The following is a 15,667-nucleotide window of genomic DNA, read 5'->3' on the forward strand; positions in this document are numbered from 1 at the left end:
TCTCAACTCACCTGAACTGATACCGCATCCACCCGCGCCCGGTGGACCAGAGTGACCACAGCCGCGCCCGCGAGCACCGCCGCGGTGCTCAATACGGTCACCGGCCAGCCCATCCGCTCAGCCGCCGTAGCACCGAACGCGGTGCCGAGGCTTCCACCAGCGAAATACACGACCATGTAAGCGCTGTTGAACCGCGCCGGTGCGCTGGGCTCGATCGCCAGCACCGTGCTCTGGTTCGCGACTTGGGCAGCGAAAAGACCCGCGTCGAACAGGGCCAGGCAGAGCAACGTCGAAACGGTGCTGGGCAAGGCAAAAGCAAGCACCGCACTCGCGGCACCGGCAAGGCTCAGCCCGCAGAGAATGACCCGGCGCGCCCCCACGCGATCGGTCCACGCACCGGCGATTCGGGTAGCGAAAATTCCCAGGACGCCAGCGAAAGCGTACGTGCCGATGTGCTCGGCGGAGTACGAAAAAGGCGGCTTCGACAGCGCGACCGCGATTCCGGACCACACCGCGCAGAACGCGAAGAACCAGAGCGTGCCCCGGACCGCCGCGAGGCGCAGTACCGGATATCGCCGGTATAGCCCGGGAATCGAGCGCAATGTGGCGAGGTAGCCCCGGTTGTTCGCACCGGCTGCCGGAGGGAGCACGAACAGCACCGCGACCGCGACCACCGCGCATCCGGCGGCGAAAACGCCCAGCATCGCGCGCCAGCCGATCAGGTCGGACAGCCAGCCGCCGACGATCCGGCCCGCGAGGATGCCCGCTGAGATACCAGCGGTGACGATTCCCAGCGCAGTGGCCCGCCGGTCCGGGCTCGCCAGCCGGGCGGTCACCGAACTCAGCCCGGCCCCGACCGACGAGCACGCGCCCAGCACGCCGAGCACCAGGGCGAGCAGCCACACCTGGCCGACGACCGCGTTCAGTCCCAGCGCGACGGCGAGCGCGCCGAACTGCGCGGACAGGACGTAGCGCGGCGGAAACTGGTCGACGAGCGGCACCAGCAGCGCGAGTCCGCACAGGTAGCCGACCGGCCCGCACGCGAGTGCGACGCCGACCGCGCCGAGCGACGCGCCGAGCGCGCTGCCGACCTCGGCGATCGCGGGCTGCAACGGGTAAATGGCGGCGGTGCCCAATGCGGCAGCGAGCGAGGCGAACCAGACGACAGAGCCGCGAATGTTCTGTGAATGCACAGGCCGAGCGTAGAAAGAACAGGACCGGAAAGCTGGCGAGAAACCGCCGTCACCCATGGTGCGCGCGAAGCACCGGACAAGGCGTCGCGGTTGTGGGATGATCGAGTTCCATGACGACCCCACCGCAGGCGCCGCGCTCCAGAAAGCTGCCGAGCCGACCGGTCCGGTCATGAACGGCGAGCGGGCGCGGCAGATCGACGCCGGCCGTCTCCCCGAGGACGTCCTGAACCTCATCGAAACGCTCGGGCCTGGCGAAAATCTGGTCGTCACCAGGGACGGCGACCCGGTCGCGACGATCTCCCCCGCAGGGGTCCGGCCCGAACCCCCGCGCACGGACTACGACGACGTGACGGTGGTCGCCACCGCGATGAAACTGTCGGCCTCGGCCCGGATGTCGCTGTCCGCCGAACTCGGCTCCGACTATCTCGTGCTGGACCTGCATTCGGCGCCGGCCACCGCCGACGTGCTGCTCGTGCCGCCGGTCAGCCCGCAGCTGATCGGGAGCCTCCGGGCGAAGTTCCCGCAGGCGCGGGTCGTCCTCGCCGAGGTCGAGGACGCGGAACTGGGCGTCAGCTACCACGGACCGGTCCGGCGGCTCCTCGACGCTGGCGCGGAGACCTACCTGACCTCGGCGAACGTCCCGCACCTGGCGCGGCAGCTCGACCACGCCGTCACCCAGCGACAACAACTCGGCGGCGGGGCTGCCGCACCGTTGGAGATCAGTCCCGCGGATTCGTGACCCGGTGCTTCTCCTTCCGCGCTGATTTTCCCGTTCTTTTAAGCGCAACCGCCGTGGACAGTCATGCCGAGGTCCAGTTCGAGGACCGGTGTGCCGATGAAGTGCTTGCCGCGTAACGGTCCTCCGCTCATCCGTCTTGCCGCGACCCTCGACCAGACGCCGGGAAGTTACCCGGCCACGCTTAGCCCCTCCCGGTGCCCCAGCCCCTCTGCTCAGGGGCCGAACCGACACACCTCGGGCCGCCCCGGGTCGTACGCCGCCCAGCCCGGACTCCCGTCCCGCGCGAACGCCACCCACGCACCATGCACCTCCTCCGCGAGACCCACCGGAGCGGCATCGGGACCCAACAGGCCAGTGTCGCCGTGCAACCACGGTTCGTCCGCGAGATCGAAGACGAACGGCAGCTCGACGGTGTGCGCCGCACCGAGCCGACCGTCCAGCGCGGTCGAGCGGAAGCCGAACGAATAGACATAAGTACGCCCGGCTGAGATCTCAGCGTGCGCCCGTGCCATCCGAGCGGTGCCCGCCCCGAACAGCAACTCGCCCAACTGTTCGGCGGCCGCATCCGGTTTACCCTGCGGCACCAGGTAAAGCCGCCCCTCCTCGGTGTTCGTGCCGAGCATCAGGTCGACGTCGCCGACCAGACTGTCCGCGGGCTGCACCGGCAGCACCAGGCTGAACGAGCTGAGCCCGGCAAGCGGATCCGCGGCGGTGGCGGTGCGCAGGTCCAGTCCTGCCAGCGCGGGCAAGATATCCAAGAACCGTTCGTCTGAGATATCACCGAACGCCGCGGCAGTCGGTTCAACGCCCAATGCCGCAGCCGCCGCGGTAGTGACCCGTTGCGCCTGCTCCGGAGTGAACGCACCCGTGCCGCTTCCACTTTGGACAATCACGCGCCGAAACAGTCCGGTCGACTCCGGAGTGGCGAGCAGCGCACCGGTCAACGTGGCCCCCGCGGATTGCCCGAACAACGTGACCTTCGACGGATCCCCTCCGAACGCGGCGATCGAATCCCGCACCCACCGAAGCGCGGCAACGACGTCGAGCAACCCACGATTGTCCGGAGCACCTTCCAAGGCAAGGAAACCGGGGATGCCGAGCCGGTAGTTCACCGTCACGAGCACGATGCCGTCACGGGCGAACGCACTGCCGTCGTAGAGCGCGGCACGAGTCGAACCAGTGACGAACCCGCCGCCGTGCACGAAGACCATCACTGGACGGTTGCCCGCGTCCGCGGCTGGGGTGCGGACGTCGACCGTCAGGTATTCCTCGCCGCGAACCCAGCCCGGTCCGAAATAGGGGCTCAGGTCGAGGCGTCCGAAGTCGCGCACCGGCTGCGGGGCAGTCGGCGAGGGCTGGGTGCCGTCGCGGACTCCGGACCAGCCAGGATGCGGCGCGGGCGGAGCAAACCGGCCGGGTCCGATCGGGGCCGCCGCGTAGGGAATGGCCCGGTACCACTCGCCTGCCGCGTCGCGGAGACCGCGGACGGCTCCCATCGCAGTCTCGACTACCGGATTTTCCTGCTGAGACACCAGAATCACTTCCTTCAGGAGATCCGGGAGAACCCGGCCCACTTCTTGATCGCGAACTTCGCCCCGTGCCGCTCGACCTCCGCCGCGCCCGACCCGGGAAAGTGCGCCGGGAAGAGCAGCGCGTTGTCCTCGGCAGCCCGGCCGAGCAGCATGCGCCGGGTGGCCCGCGCCTCGGCCGGGTCCTCGCAGAAGCAGGAGTTGGTCTCCGGCTCCGCGATCTGCAGCGGCGTGTGCACCAGATCGCCGACGAACAGCGCCCGGTCGCCGCCGGAGTCCAGCGTCAGCACCGACGAACCGGGAGTGTGCCCGGGCGCGAGGTCGAGCCGCAGGTTCCGGTCGATCCGGTACGTCCCGTCCCACAGCTGGACCTGTCCCGCCTCCCGCACCGGAGCGACGCTGTCCTCGAAGACGTTCTGGTTCCCGCGACCGAGCACGGACTCGTTCTCGTTGGCCGGGTCCCAGAACTCGAAGTCCCGCGACGGCATCAGGTACGTGGCGTTCGGGAAGGTCGGCACCCAGGTGCGGCCGTCGAGGCGGGTATTCCAGCCGACGTGATCGATATGCAAGTGGGTGTTGATCACGACATCAACGTCTTCGGGTGAGATACCAACGGCCGCGAGGCGGTCGAGGTAGCCGGTGTCGAGGCGGCTCCACACCGGCGCGTACGGCCGGTCCTTGTGGTTGCCGACGCCGGTGTCGACGAGGATCGTGCGGCCCTCGCTGCGCAGCAGCCAGGACTGGATCGCCGATCGGCATTCGCCGGTCTCCGGGTCCCAGAAATCGGGGGCCAGCCAGCCGCGATGCTCCTCCCACGAGCCCGGCGGGCTGTCCGGGAAGAACTGGTCCGGGCCCATCTCGACCGAACCGCAGAACTCCTTGACGCGGGTGACCGTGACGTCGCCCAGCATGATCTCGTCCATGCGACCGAGCCTGCGCGGACCGGCGCGCGCGGACCACTCCCGCGTTGTCCTACCCCGCGCAGGGCGTGGCAGTGATATCTCACGCGGCGGATAGTGGAATCCATGACGGCTGGACCGCTGGGAGACTTCCTGCACGCACGACGCGCCCGGCTGCGCCCCTCGGACGTCGGCCTCCGGGACGTCGGTCCGCGCCGGCGGGTCGCGCGCCTGCGGAGGGAAGAACTGGCGCACCTGGCCGGCGTCAGCGTCTCGTACTACACGCGGCTCGAGCAGGGCCTCTCCCGCGGCGCGTCGGCCGAAGTGCTCGACGCGATCGCCCGCGCCCTGCAACTGGACACCCACGAACGCGCCCACCTGGACCGCCTCGCTGACGCAGCCCGTCGCACGCCCCAGCCGCGCCGTCCGCGCCCGGAGAAGCTGGCCGACGAAACGCGCGACCTCCTCCGCGCGCTCGACAGCGTCCCGGCGCTGGTGCTGGGCCGCCGGACGGACGTACTGGCGTGGAACACCCTCGGGCACGCCCTGCTGGCCGGCCACCTGGACCTCGCCCAGCGCCCCAACCTGAGCCGGATGCTGTTCCTGGACCCGCACTGCCGCGAGCTGTACGCGGATTGGAAACGCAAAGCCCGCGCAGTGGTCGGCAACCTGCGCATCACCGTCGGCAAACACCCGGACGACCCGCTGCTGGCCGAGCTGATCGGCGAGCTGACGATGAAGAGCCCGGAATTCGTCTCGCTGTGGCAGGACCACCGGGTGGGCCCGTGCGACGCCGATGCATACGAGCTGCGGCATCCGCTGGTCGGCCGCGTGACGGTGACTCAGCAGACGCTGTCGGTGGCCCGGTCGCCGGAGCAGGTGCTGATCGTGTGCACAACTCCGGCGGGCTCGCCTTCGGAGGAGGCGCTGACCTTGCTTCGGCAGGTCAGTGCCCGGGAGTCAGCCGCGGACGCAACGGTGGCCGCGCCGAACTGAGCGCCCCACCGGTTTCGCCAGGCAGGAAAAAGCTCCCTGAAGAATGGGAACGGTGTCGGAGAAGGGAAAAGCTACCGGCGATGGCTGGGCCGGGCCTGGTTGGACAGCACCGCGCTGCAAATCAGCACCAGCCCGGCCACCGCGACCCCGACCACCGGGCTGATCAGCAGCGTCACCGCGCTGATGACGCTCGCCGCGAAGGTCAGCTGCAGGCATCCCCACAGCACCGGGGCCAGCCACGCCAGCGTTTCGGACGCCGCGCACACCCACCGGCCCCGGGCGGCGGGCTTACGATGCCTGCCCGGGCCGCGGCGGGCGAAGACTTTCGTCGCGGCGGCCAGCATCTCGTCGCGAGTGGCGATCCGCCGTCCGCCGCGGGCCGGGGCGACGGCCGCGCCGAATTCGACGCGTTCCACCCTTCCGGCACGGTCGTGGTCTAGCGGTCCGGTGTTCTCCAGCGGTAAAGTCATTCGGTCTGTTCCTTTGCCTCGAAGCGGGTTTCAGACGTCCCCGTGGCCCCCTGTTCCCGCAGGGGGCCACACCTATCTCTCCGGGCGCGGCCCAGTTCGATACTTCTCATCTTGGCCACGAGCGCGCACAGACCTCGATACCCACTGACGGTCGTCTCGCCGAGCGGCGCACAGCCGTCGGTTAACGGCAAAGAGATACGGCGAACTACCGTGCGCAATATCAGTCCGCCGGTTCAGCGCGACAGCCCCGGTCACTTCGGCGAAAACGAACCGCCCGGCCTAACTCCCGTTCGCCGCCGTCCTACCGCGCACCAACCCGCCGCTACCTGCGCTAGCAGCCGGGGCAAACACTGCACGCGAGACCTCGGCAGGGAGCGGAAACGCTCGTCGCAGCGGTAGACAGCGGCGATTCCTAGCGCATCGAGAACAGCTTTTCATCACTCACAAGAGTGGCGTGCTGCGTTCGCCGAGAATTGATCAAGAAAAACTCCGGCACCACGACAGGAGAGAGCCCTGACCAGTGATTTTTCCGCGAAAACCGCGTCGTCGCAGAAAATTGGCATTCAGTCAACCGACCGCGAAGTGCTCCGCTTATCGCATGTCCAGCGACCCCTGCCGACTGGAATATGCATGCCTGCCCGGCCTAGGCAGAATATTCTGTCATGCCTTGCGTTTACCGTCTCCGGCACCCCGGCCGCAAGCCGCCGGAAGGCGTCGACCAGCGCACAACGCGACCGCACCGGACAGATCGCGGCCAGAAAAAGGACACCGTCCACCGACCCGATCACCACGAGAAAACTGTCCCGACGCCAAACAGGTGAATATATCGGCCCATTTCAGCGTTAAGCCAGTCCGCGCCTTGCTTCGGCATATTCCATGCCCGATCCTGAGGTTTGAATATTCCGAAAAAGGTCTACCGCTTGACAAGGACGAAACCATGAGTTCCTACGATCCGAACACCGTGAGTTCTTCGCTCGACGACGCGGCCTGGCAGCGGCCGTCGGCGTGCGGCGGCAACGGCGGCGACTGCGTAGAGATCAATCTCAGCGACCCCGACGTCGTCGCGGTGCGGGATTCCAAGATCGGCCGTTCTCCCGCGCTCGTCTTCGACAATCGGGAATGGGCGGCATTCGCCGGAGCGCTGCGCGAGGGACAGTTCGACCGCTGAACGCGCACAGATCGTCGTTCCCGGTCCCCCATTCGGCGCCGCCTCCCGGACAACCGGGCGAACCAGTCCGTCTTGGCCCTCCGTAATGCGAGGGACTATCATGAATTCGTGCCCGGAAAAGGTGTGGTTTTCTCCCCTGATCGGACGGCTCGCGTCTCGTGAGCCGGCTTTCCGTCGAGGCCCAGCTGGTCGAACTGGGCAAAATTCTCGTCGCCGCCCGCGTCGAACGCGGGCTGACCCAGGGCGAACTCGGCGACGCCCTCGGCTACACGCAGCCGAACATCAGCAAGATGGAACGCGGCAAGACGCGGATCCACCCGCATTTGCTCGACAAATGGATCACCGTCCTGGAGATCGATTCCGCCGAGGCGGAGCGGATGCGGCGGTACAACCTGGCCGCCCGCGCCGACCGGGTGTGGAACGCCCGCCGCCTGGCGGCCAGCCCGGCGTGGTTCCATCCGGTGTTCGAGGCCGAGCAGGAGGCCGCGATCGTCCTGAAGTGGACCGGCGAGCGCATCAGCGGGATGCTGCAGACCGAGGACTACATGATGGAGCAGTTCCAGGCGTACGGCCGCACGGACGTGACCGACGCCGTGCACGAGCGCAAACTGCGGGCCAAGCTCCTCGACGACCACCCGGAGCGGACGTACAAGTTCATCCTCAGCGAAAGCGCGGTCCACCGGCTGACGCGAGCGCAGACAGACAATCCGTACGTCGCGCTCGGCCAGGTCCGGCATCTGCTGAACCTCGCCCGCAACTATCCCGCGGCGACGATCCGGTTCGTGCCGTTCGCCGGGGGCCCGTTGCACGTCGGCCCCGATTTCACGATTTTGCAGTTCGTCAACAGCGCCCTGGACCGTTCGTTCGCCGAAACGTCGAACGGCGTCCAGTCTTTCTTGAACGACACCGAAACCTACGAAACGGATCTGCAATCGTGGGAATCCCTTTCGAGTGTCGCTCTTTCGGCGGAGGAATCGGCGATTCTGCTCGAAGAGGCCGAAGCGGATCTGCTCAGCACCCGTCCGCCCGCTGGTCGAGGGCCGGGAAAGCCGCTACGCTGATCTTGCGCCGTCGACCACGAGGAGAAACTGGTGACTGGCCTGGAGCACGAATCTTTTCCGCCGCCGGGGATCGATCTCAGCCGTCCCAGCGTGGCGCGCGTCTACGATTATTACCTCGGCGGAACCGCCAATTGGGAAATCGACCGGCAGTTCGCCGAGCGCATGCTGCGCGATTATCCGGCGGTGCGCCCGATCGCACAGGCCAACCGGCGATTTCTGCACCGGGTGGTCCGGCACCTGGTGCGCAAGGGAATCCGGCAGATCGTCGACCTCGGTTCCGGCGTTCCCACGATGGGCCACGCGCACGAAATCGCCGAGCAGATCGCGCCGGGCGCGGTGAAGGTCGCGTACGTCGACTGCGAACCGTCGCCGTCGCGCATTCCACCAGCCTGCTGCGCGAAAGAGGCGACCCCGCCCGCCACGTCGCCCTGCACGCCGACCTGCGCGACCCGAGGCGGCTGTGGTCCCTGCTCGCCGGATCGGGCGTCTTCGATCTGGACGAACCGATCGCGCTCCTGCTCATCTGCGTGCTGCACATCGAACAACCGCCCGCACCCGGCAGCCACGACACCGCGGACCTCGGGCCCAGTGTCACCGCCGCGTACCGCGATCTGCTCGCGCCGGATTCGTACCTGGCGCTGTCCCACGTCACCGACGAGGGCGTCCCGCCGCACTGCGAACAACTCCTCGCCGACGCCAAGGATCGCTACGCCGCCGCGGGCACCGACCTCATCTACCGCGACCGCGCCGAGATCACCGCGCTGTTCGGGGACTTCACTCTGGTCGATCCCGGCGTCACCTGGACCCCGCTGTGGCATCCGGAGGAAGCGGGCCCGGACGACCGCACCATCCCGCTGGACGCGGCCAGCGAATCGCTGCTGCTGGCCGGAGTAGGACGCAAGGCGCGATATCCGTGACGCCGGCCGGGGTCCCTTCAACCACAGCGATCAAGACAACAACCGCTGCTCCTTGGCCACCGCAACGGCCCCAGCCCGCGTATCTACGCCGAGCTTCTCGTATATCCGCCCCAAATGCGTCTTCACCGTCGCCTCGCTGATGAACAGCCGACGGGCGATCTCCCGATTCCCCAGCCCCTGCGCGAGTTGCTCGAGAATGTCGCGCTCGCGGTCGGTCAACGCGGGCCGAGGCGCGCGCAACTGCGCCATCATCCGGTCCGCCACCGGAGCCGACAGCGCGGTCCGCCCAGCCGCGGCCGCCCGGATCGCCGCGTACAACTCGTCCGCGGACTCGGCCTTCAGCAAATACCCGGTCGCCCCAGCCTCGATAGACCGCGTGATGTCCGCGTCAGTGTCATAGGTGGTCAGCACCAACACCCGAGGCGGCTCGGCAGCGGCGCGAAGCCGCCGAATCGCCTCCACCCCGTCCATTCCGTCGCCGAGCTGCAAATCCATCAACACCACATCCGGCCGCAGCGCCGCGGCGAGGTTGATCGCTTCCTGCCCGGTCGAGGCCTCGCCGACGACCTCGATCCCTCCCGCACCGGCCAGCAACGCCCGCAAGCCAGCGCGGACCATGGCGTGATCGTCGCAGAGCACGACGCGGATGGGCTGATCGTCAGACACGGGGTGCCCCCAGCGGAATCGCGACCGAGATAGCCGTCCCCTGCCCAGCCGAGGCCTCCTCGACGACCTCGATCCCGCCCGCCCGCAGACCAGCACGCACCATGGCTAGATCGGCGCAAAGCACGACGCGAATGAGCTGATCGTCAGACACTGGACGCTCCCAACGGAATCGCGACCGAAATAGCCGTACCCAGCCCGGGCACAGCCTCGCCGACAACCTCGATCCCGCACGAACCATGGCGTCGTCCTCGCAGAGCACAACGCGAATATGCCGATCGTCAGACACGGGGCTGCCCCAACGGAATCGCGACCGAAATAGCCGTACCCTGCCCGGGCGCGGATTCGACGGTCAACCGGCCGCCGAGCTGCGTCGCTCGCGCGCGCATGGCGGGCAGGCCGTGGCCGCGGCCGTCGGTGCTCGGGGCGGCCGGGTCGAAACCGCGGCCGTCGTCGGTGATGTCCAGCACGACCTCATCGTCTAGGTAGGTGAGGGTCAGCGCCACTCCCGAGGCGTCGGCGTGTTCGCGCGCGTTCGCCAGCGCACCCTGCGCGATGCGCACCAACGTGGACTGCACTCGGCTGGGCAACGGCCGCGCCGGCCCGTCGACCTGGACGCGCACCGGCTGCGGCTCCCGTTCGGCGACGTTCCGCAGGGCTTCCTCGACCGAGTGTCCGTCGAGGTCGGCGGGGGCCAGATCCTGCACGAGACCGCGGGCTTCGGCCAGATTCCGCGTGCCGATCTGTTGTGCCGCATGCAAATGCTCCCGAGCCAGGTCCGGGTTGTCCCAAGCGCGATCGGCGGCCTGGAGCAGCATCGCCTGGCTGGACAGACCTTGCGCGAGGGCGTCGTGGATCTCCCGCGACAGCCGTTGGCGTTCGTCCAGCATCCCGGCGCGACGCTCGGTTTCCCGCAGCCGCACCGCCTGGCGCCGCAGGTACGTGATCACCGCCGCAGTCACGGCCGCGACGGCCACCGGCACGATCGTCAGGTTCGGGTCGAAGCCGGTCGAGAGCCGGTTTTGCGAGATCACCACCAGCGCGGTCACCAGCGTGACCAGCACCAACGCGGGTCTGGTGGGCAGCGTGCGGAGTCCGGTGACGAACAGCGGAACCGCGCACCACGCGAAGCTCGGCGCGAGCAGGACGAGCACCACCCACAGCACGGTCACGACGGTCAGCCAGGCCAGATACGGCACGGTCACCTGCTCGGGGCCGGTCACTCTCAGTACCAGGCCGACCGCGTAGACCGCGGCCAGGCAGCCGGTCAGCGCGATCACCCAGGGTGCGGCCGGTTCGCCGTGGTGGTGGTCGAGGAAGCGCACGATCGACGCGACCAGCAGCAGAAAGAACGCTGTGTGCATGGTCGCGGCGAGCCACCGCCCGTCCCGATCGGTCATCGCCGCCCTCCGTTGTCCCGTTCCGCTCCGGAGCCTGACCGGTGCGCACCCGCTCGGCATCAGCCGATCGGATGACCCGAGTGTCGGCCGTTCCGCGCCGCGAGGCGAGCCGAGACTCCGATCCGGTGAAGGCGGTCCCGGACGCACGATGAACGCATCAAGCCGGACAAGCCAGGGAGCACCCGATGAAGAACTTCACCGCCAAGACCCGTATCGCCACCGTCGTCGGCGGGCTCGCCGTGATCGGAGCCGCCACGACCGGCGCGCTGGCCGCGAACGCCGCCACTCCGGCCGCCCCCGCCGCGGCTCCCGCGCAGGCCGCGCCGAAGGGGCTGGTCCAGACCACGCACCTGTCGATCGCCGCCGCGCAGAAGGCCGCGCAGGCCGCGCTCGACGCCGCCCAGAAGGCCGGGCAGAAGGTGTCGGTCGCGGTGGTCGACCGCGACGGCAACACCATCGTGACGCTGCGCGGCGACGGCGCGGGCCCGCAGTCGTACTCGTCGGCCGAGGAGAAGGCGTTCACCGCGGTTTCGTGGAACGCGAAGACCTCGGAGCTGACCGGCCGGCTGCAGCAGACGCCGACCCTCAAGGACATCAAGGGCACCCTGTTCCTCGCCGGAGCGGTCCCGGTGGACGCGAACAACGCCCCGATCGCGGCGGTCGGCGTGGCCGGTGCGCCGTCGGGCGCGCAGGACGAGACCTTCGCCCAGGCCGGGGTGGACGCGCTCGGCAAGTAACTGGCGGCCCCGGCTCTGCTCCGGTGGGCCTCGTCTCTCGCGGCGGGGCCTACCGGCCAGCTGGTGCCTTCCGCGCGCACTGGCAGGTCGGTCGAATTCAGTCCAGTTCCGTCCCGCCTTTTCCAGCCCTCCGCGAGGTGACTCCGTCGCCAGGATCCGCTTCCGCCAACCGCGCCAGGAAATATCTCAACGCCTTGTCTGGTGCATGCAGCCGGAGAAGTTGAGATGGCACAGCGCCCGCGCGGGACGGTCTCCGGGGCACCGCGGGCGCGACAGCCGAACGCTCAGCGCTTCGGTCCCGCTCCGCCGAACCGCTTCGCGTAGTCCTCGACGATCGGCCTTTCCGGAGCGATGATGTCGTCCGGAAGCCGGTCCAGCTCGAAGAACTCGTAGCCGGTGATCTCGTCGCCGTCCACCGCGACCTCGGTGTTCTCGACGGTCGCGGTGAACGCGGCGGTCACGTTGTGGACCTCGTCGCCGTGCGGGTACCGGTAGAAGTACTCCGGTCCGGAGTAGACGCCGAACAGTTCGAGATCCCGCACCACCAGGCCGATTTCCTCGCGCACCTCGCGGCGGCCGGCGTCCTCATAGGACTCGCCGGGATCGAGGAATCCGCCGGGCAGCCCCCAGTCCTGGCTCTCCTCGCGGAACACCAGCAGCAACCGGCCGCGTTCGTCGGCGATCAGCACTGACGTTCCGGGCAGGATCAGCGGACGGGTGCCGACCAGTGCGCGCAGTTCGGCGATGTAGTTCATCAGCGGTCAGTACCTTCTTGGTCGGATTCGGCTCCGCCGCGCGGACGGACGGCGACGAGCATCCGGTGCCGGGTCGCAACGGAGCCGTCGTAGTGCCAGTTTGCTCGGCACGGGATGCACAACCGGGCGCAGCAGGAGATTACGCCGTTCGCAGCCGGCGATCGCGTCGGCTGCTTCGGATTCGTCAAGGACCCGGTGCGCGGGCACGAACTCCCGGCGGCCGATCGCGACCTCCGCCTGGATGTTGCGGAACCAGTCCGAGGACGGTCCCAGCCCGTCGATGGCCAGCACCACGTCGCCATGCGGACGGTCACTCCAGGGCCGTCCGGTATCGGCGACCGGATTCGCAGCCGAAGTGGGTCAGGCGCAGGAAACGCTTGCCCAGCGACCATCCGAGGTCTCGGTCGTCCAGCTTCGCCGGCGCCTTGAAGACCGCGCGCGCGATCGGGTTCACGGTCGGTTCCTTCCCTCGCCGAATGGTGCACGGTCGCGATGAGCGCTGCGGGCTTCCCGATCAAACTCCCGGCCACGAGTCGGGCAATTCCGGGCAACCAGGCGAGGTTGACGCGCCCGTTGACATCTCAACCTAGGCGACCTGGTCGTAGTAGATCTCCTCGGACGGGCACCACAACGCTTCCGATGAGATCAGCTGGTCAGCACCGCTGCCCGCTCGCGGAGCCGCGGCCTGACGGTGAACCCGCTCGGCTTGAGCGTCAGCGATTCCACGATCTTCAGCTCGTACGCCGGGTCTGCCTCGAAGTCGTAGCGCTGCAGCATGATCCCCAGCGCCAGCACCGCCTCGTGCAACGCGAACTGGCGGCCGATGCACGCGCGCTCCCCGGTGCCGAACGGTTTGTAAGCCTGAGCCGGCCGCTTCCGCACCGCCGCCGGCTCGAAGCGGTCCGGGTCGAACTTCTCCGGATCGGGCCCCCACACGGCCGGGTCGCGGTGGAGCATCGGCAGCGGCACGATGACCGAATCGCCCTTGCGCATCGGGTACTTTCCGCCCAGCACCAGATCCTCGCGGGCTTCCCGGGAGTAGCCGGGCGCGGTCGGCCACAGCCGCATCGCCTCGTCGAGCACGCGACGGACGTAGCGCAGCTTCGCGACGTCGCCGAAAGCCGGTTCGCGATCGCCCCACACGGCGTCGACCTCGGCGCGCGCCTTCGCCAGCAATTCCGGATGCCGCGTGAGGTAGTACAACGCGAACGACAGCGCACCAGACGTCGTCTCGTGCCCCGCGACGACGAAAGTGATGGCCTGATTGCGAATGTTCACCGGATCGAGCTGCTCGCCCGTCTCCGGATGCCCCTCGGCCAGCATCAATCCGAGCAGATCACGGACTTCGCCGCCTTCCCTGCGGCGCGTCTCGATGACCTCGTCGACCAGGTCCGTCATGGTCGCGATGTCGGCCCGGTTCTGCGCCGCCGACCCAGCCAGCGCATACCGCACGAACGGCACCTTGACGTTCTCCAGCTGCGCGAACCGCAACGCCCGGATCATCGCGGTGACGAACGGATGCGGTTCCGCCCGCTCGAACGACCCGAACCGGTAGCCGAACCCGGCGAGGCCGATCGTCTCGAGCGTCAGCCGCGTCATGTCGGCAGCGACGTCGACCGGACCGGTCGCCCGGTCCCACGCCGCGGTCAGCTCGCCGGCGACCTCGAGCATCGTCGCGTGGTAGCGGCGCATCGACTCGGCGGAGAACGCGGGCTGGAGGATGTCGTGGGCCAGCCGCCAATTGGGCTCCCGGGTGTGCGCCGTGAACAACCCGTCCCCCGCGACCGCGCGCAACCGCTCCACGCCGAGCCCGACGTGCTTGCCGAACTTCGTCTCGTCGTTCAGCTCCGTGACCAGGTCGATCCCGGTGACGAACACGATCTCGAGACCGAAGAACTTGCGCGTGAAGATCGGCCCGAGCTTCTCGCCCGCCCGCATGGTGCCCTGCAGCGGCGTACGAAAACTGGCCCCGAGCAGGTCGCCGATGACGGGCAGCCGACCCGGCCGGTGCGGAATCGCGGTGGTGTCCAACGTTCGCTCTCTCCTACTGAACCCACATCCAATAGGGTCACGATCCCCCGCTGCTGAACCCGTGTCAAGTAAGCTGGGAGGATGCGGACGCGCCTGAGCACCGAACAGCGGCGGCAACAGCTGCTGACCATCGGCGCCGGCCTCTTCGCGGGCCGCCCGTACGACGAGGTGTGGATCGAAGAGGTAGCCGAAATCGCCGGCGTCTCGCGGGGTTTGCTGTACCACTACTTCCCGACCAAGAAGGACTTCTTCGCCGCGATCGTGCGCGAGCAGCGCGACCAGCTGCTGAAGATGAGCGAACCCGACCCAGCCCTGCCGGTGGCCGAACAACTCCGCGCCGGGCTGGAGGTATACCTGGAATTCGCCCGCACCCACCCCGACGGCTACCGAATAGTGCACCGCAGCGCCGGCGACGCGGACCGCGAAATCCGGGAAATCTGCGAAGCGGGAATGGCCGCGAACGCGGACCGCATCCTGTCCGCGGTGAGCCTGCTGCGCCCAGTCACGCCAACGACGCAACTGGCAGTGCGAGGATGGCTTTCGTTTGTGGCGACGCTGATCCTGGACTGGCTGGACGAGCCGAAGATCAGCACCGAGGAACTGCGGGATCTGTGCGCGAGAACGCTTTTCGCAGCAGTTGACGTGGACCCCCACACCCTCTGACCGGACGCGCACCGTCCGTGAGGGCCACCTTCACGGACTCAGAGTCCCTCAGGGTTCCCCTCACGACCCTCCGCCGGACGTGAAGGGCTCCTTGAGGGAATCTAATTCCCTCAAGGAGCCCTTCACGGACCGCTCCCGCCGACCCCTCCGGGATCCCCCAATGTGGCATTGGGTGCGTCAGACGCACCGAACGCCACATTGGGTGCGTCACATGCACCCAATGCCACATTGGGTGCGTCACATGCACCGAATGCCACATTGGGTGCGTCGCATGCACCCAATGCCACATTGGGGCGCTACCCGCCACCCGCCCGCCGCCCCACTCAAAGCAACCACCCACCCAAGCCGCGCAACAAACCGCCGCCGCCACACCCAAACCCCGGGGGCACCCACCCCTCCCCCATCCCCGATACAAAGCCGCCCTGCGGTTCGGGGGTGCTTGTCAA

At 68.3% G+C, this 15,667-nt stretch carries 15 protein-coding genes and 1 pseudogene; 7 read left to right on the forward strand and 9 right to left on the reverse strand.

The annotated features are described in order from the left end of the window. Window positions 1–2: 2 nt before the first annotated feature. The gene (locus CU254_RS29115; RefSeq protein WP_009081843.1) at window positions 3–1,250 is read right to left on the reverse strand and encodes an MFS transporter; all 1,248 of its coding nucleotides are present in this window, start codon (window positions 1,248–1,250) and stop codon (window positions 3–5) included. A 40-nt stretch (window positions 1,251–1,290) separates the two neighbouring features. Here CU254_RS29115 and CU254_RS29120 point away from each other — a divergent pair, with 40 nt between their 5' ends. Then, entirely contained in the window at window positions 1,291–1,932 is a 642-nt protein-coding gene (locus CU254_RS29120; RefSeq protein ID WP_199786015.1) for a hypothetical protein, read from the forward strand. A gap of 212 nt (window positions 1,933–2,144) precedes the next feature. Here the strand turns inward: CU254_RS29120 and CU254_RS29125 are convergent, their stop codons facing one another. Further along, complete coding sequence (locus tag CU254_RS29125; protein ID WP_037718164.1) at window positions 2,145–3,464, reverse strand: carboxylesterase/lipase family protein; 1,320 nt, start codon at window positions 3,462–3,464, stop codon at window positions 2,145–2,147. Window positions 3,465–3,478: 14 nt separating this feature from the next. Continuing rightward, a complete protein-coding gene (locus CU254_RS29130; RefSeq protein ID WP_009081847.1) occupies window positions 3,479–4,384 on the reverse strand; it encodes an MBL fold metallo-hydrolase in 906 nt (301 codons plus the stop codon). A gap of 102 nt (window positions 4,385–4,486) precedes the next feature. Here CU254_RS29130 and CU254_RS29135 point away from each other — a divergent pair, with 102 nt between their 5' ends. Then, the gene (locus tag CU254_RS29135; RefSeq protein ID WP_009081848.1) at window positions 4,487–5,356 is read left to right on the forward strand and encodes a helix-turn-helix domain-containing protein; all 870 of its coding nucleotides are present in this window, start codon (window positions 4,487–4,489) and stop codon (window positions 5,354–5,356) included. A gap of 71 nt (window positions 5,357–5,427) precedes the next feature. Here CU254_RS29135 and CU254_RS29140 read toward each other — a convergent pair whose 3' ends face one another. Beyond that, complete coding sequence (locus CU254_RS29140; RefSeq protein ID WP_009081850.1) at window positions 5,428–5,826, reverse strand: hypothetical protein; 399 nt, start codon at window positions 5,824–5,826, stop codon at window positions 5,428–5,430. A gap of 937 nt (window positions 5,827–6,763) precedes the next feature. Between CU254_RS29140 and CU254_RS29145 the strand changes: the two genes are divergently transcribed. The 3 genes and pseudogenes from CU254_RS29145 (at window position 6,764) to CU254_RS29155 (ending at window position 8,972) form a co-directional block, all read left to right on the forward strand. After that, complete coding sequence (locus tag CU254_RS29145) at window positions 6,764–6,994, forward strand: DUF397 domain-containing protein (RefSeq protein ID WP_009081852.1); 231 nt, start codon at window positions 6,764–6,766, stop codon at window positions 6,992–6,994. 158 nt (window positions 6,995–7,152) lie between these two features. Further along, window positions 7,153–8,055, forward strand: a complete 903-nt coding sequence (locus CU254_RS29150) for a Scr1 family TA system antitoxin-like transcriptional regulator (RefSeq protein ID WP_009081854.1) — start codon at window positions 7,153–7,155, stop codon at window positions 8,053–8,055. 90 nt (window positions 8,056–8,145) lie between these two features. Then, window positions 8,146–8,972 (forward strand): annotated as a pseudogene (locus CU254_RS29155) (SAM-dependent methyltransferase). Between the two features lie 30 nt (window positions 8,973–9,002). On the opposite strand, the gene CU254_RS29160 reads toward CU254_RS29155, so the two are convergent. Beyond that, entirely contained in the window at window positions 9,003–9,638 is a 636-nt protein-coding gene (locus tag CU254_RS29160) for a response regulator transcription factor (protein ID WP_009081858.1), read from the reverse strand. Between the two features lie 278 nt (window positions 9,639–9,916). Further along, the gene (locus CU254_RS29170; RefSeq protein WP_037715175.1) at window positions 9,917–11,035 is read right to left on the reverse strand and encodes a sensor histidine kinase; all 1,119 of its coding nucleotides are present in this window, start codon (window positions 11,033–11,035) and stop codon (window positions 9,917–9,919) included. 185 nt (window positions 11,036–11,220) lie between these two features. On the opposite strand from CU254_RS29170, the gene CU254_RS29175 reads away from it, so the two are divergent. Next, window positions 11,221–11,772 carry a heme-binding protein gene (locus CU254_RS29175; protein WP_009081862.1) on the forward strand — a complete coding sequence of 184 codons (552 nt, stop codon included), beginning with the start codon at window positions 11,221–11,223 and terminating at the stop codon, window positions 11,770–11,772. Window positions 11,773–12,056: 284 nt separating this feature from the next. On the opposite strand, the gene CU254_RS29180 is transcribed toward CU254_RS29175, so the two are convergent. The 3 genes from CU254_RS29180 to CU254_RS29185 form a co-directional block, all read right to left on the reverse strand. Next, the gene (locus tag CU254_RS29180) at window positions 12,057–12,527 is read right to left on the reverse strand and encodes an NUDIX hydrolase (RefSeq protein ID WP_009081863.1); all 471 of its coding nucleotides are present in this window, start codon (window positions 12,525–12,527) and stop codon (window positions 12,057–12,059) included. Between the two features lie 310 nt (window positions 12,528–12,837). Continuing rightward, window positions 12,838–12,981 carry a hypothetical protein gene (locus CU254_RS43315; protein WP_158688115.1) on the reverse strand — a complete coding sequence of 48 codons (144 nt, stop codon included), beginning with the start codon at window positions 12,979–12,981 and terminating at the stop codon, window positions 12,838–12,840. Window positions 12,982–13,172: 191 nt separating this feature from the next. Continuing rightward, window positions 13,173–14,558 carry a cytochrome P450 gene (locus tag CU254_RS29185; RefSeq protein WP_050788309.1) on the reverse strand — a complete coding sequence of 462 codons (1,386 nt, stop codon included), beginning with the start codon at window positions 14,556–14,558 and terminating at the stop codon, window positions 13,173–13,175. An 81-nt stretch (window positions 14,559–14,639) separates the two neighbouring features. Here CU254_RS29185 and CU254_RS29190 point away from each other — a divergent pair, with 81 nt between their 5' ends. Continuing rightward, entirely contained in the window at window positions 14,640–15,221 is a 582-nt protein-coding gene (locus tag CU254_RS29190) for a TetR/AcrR family transcriptional regulator (protein ID WP_009081865.1), read from the forward strand. Window positions 15,222–15,667: the final 446 nt, after the last annotated feature.

Source organism: Amycolatopsis sp. AA4 (genome assembly GCF_002796545.1).
GTDB lineage: Bacteria > Actinomycetota > Actinomycetes > Mycobacteriales > Pseudonocardiaceae > Amycolatopsis.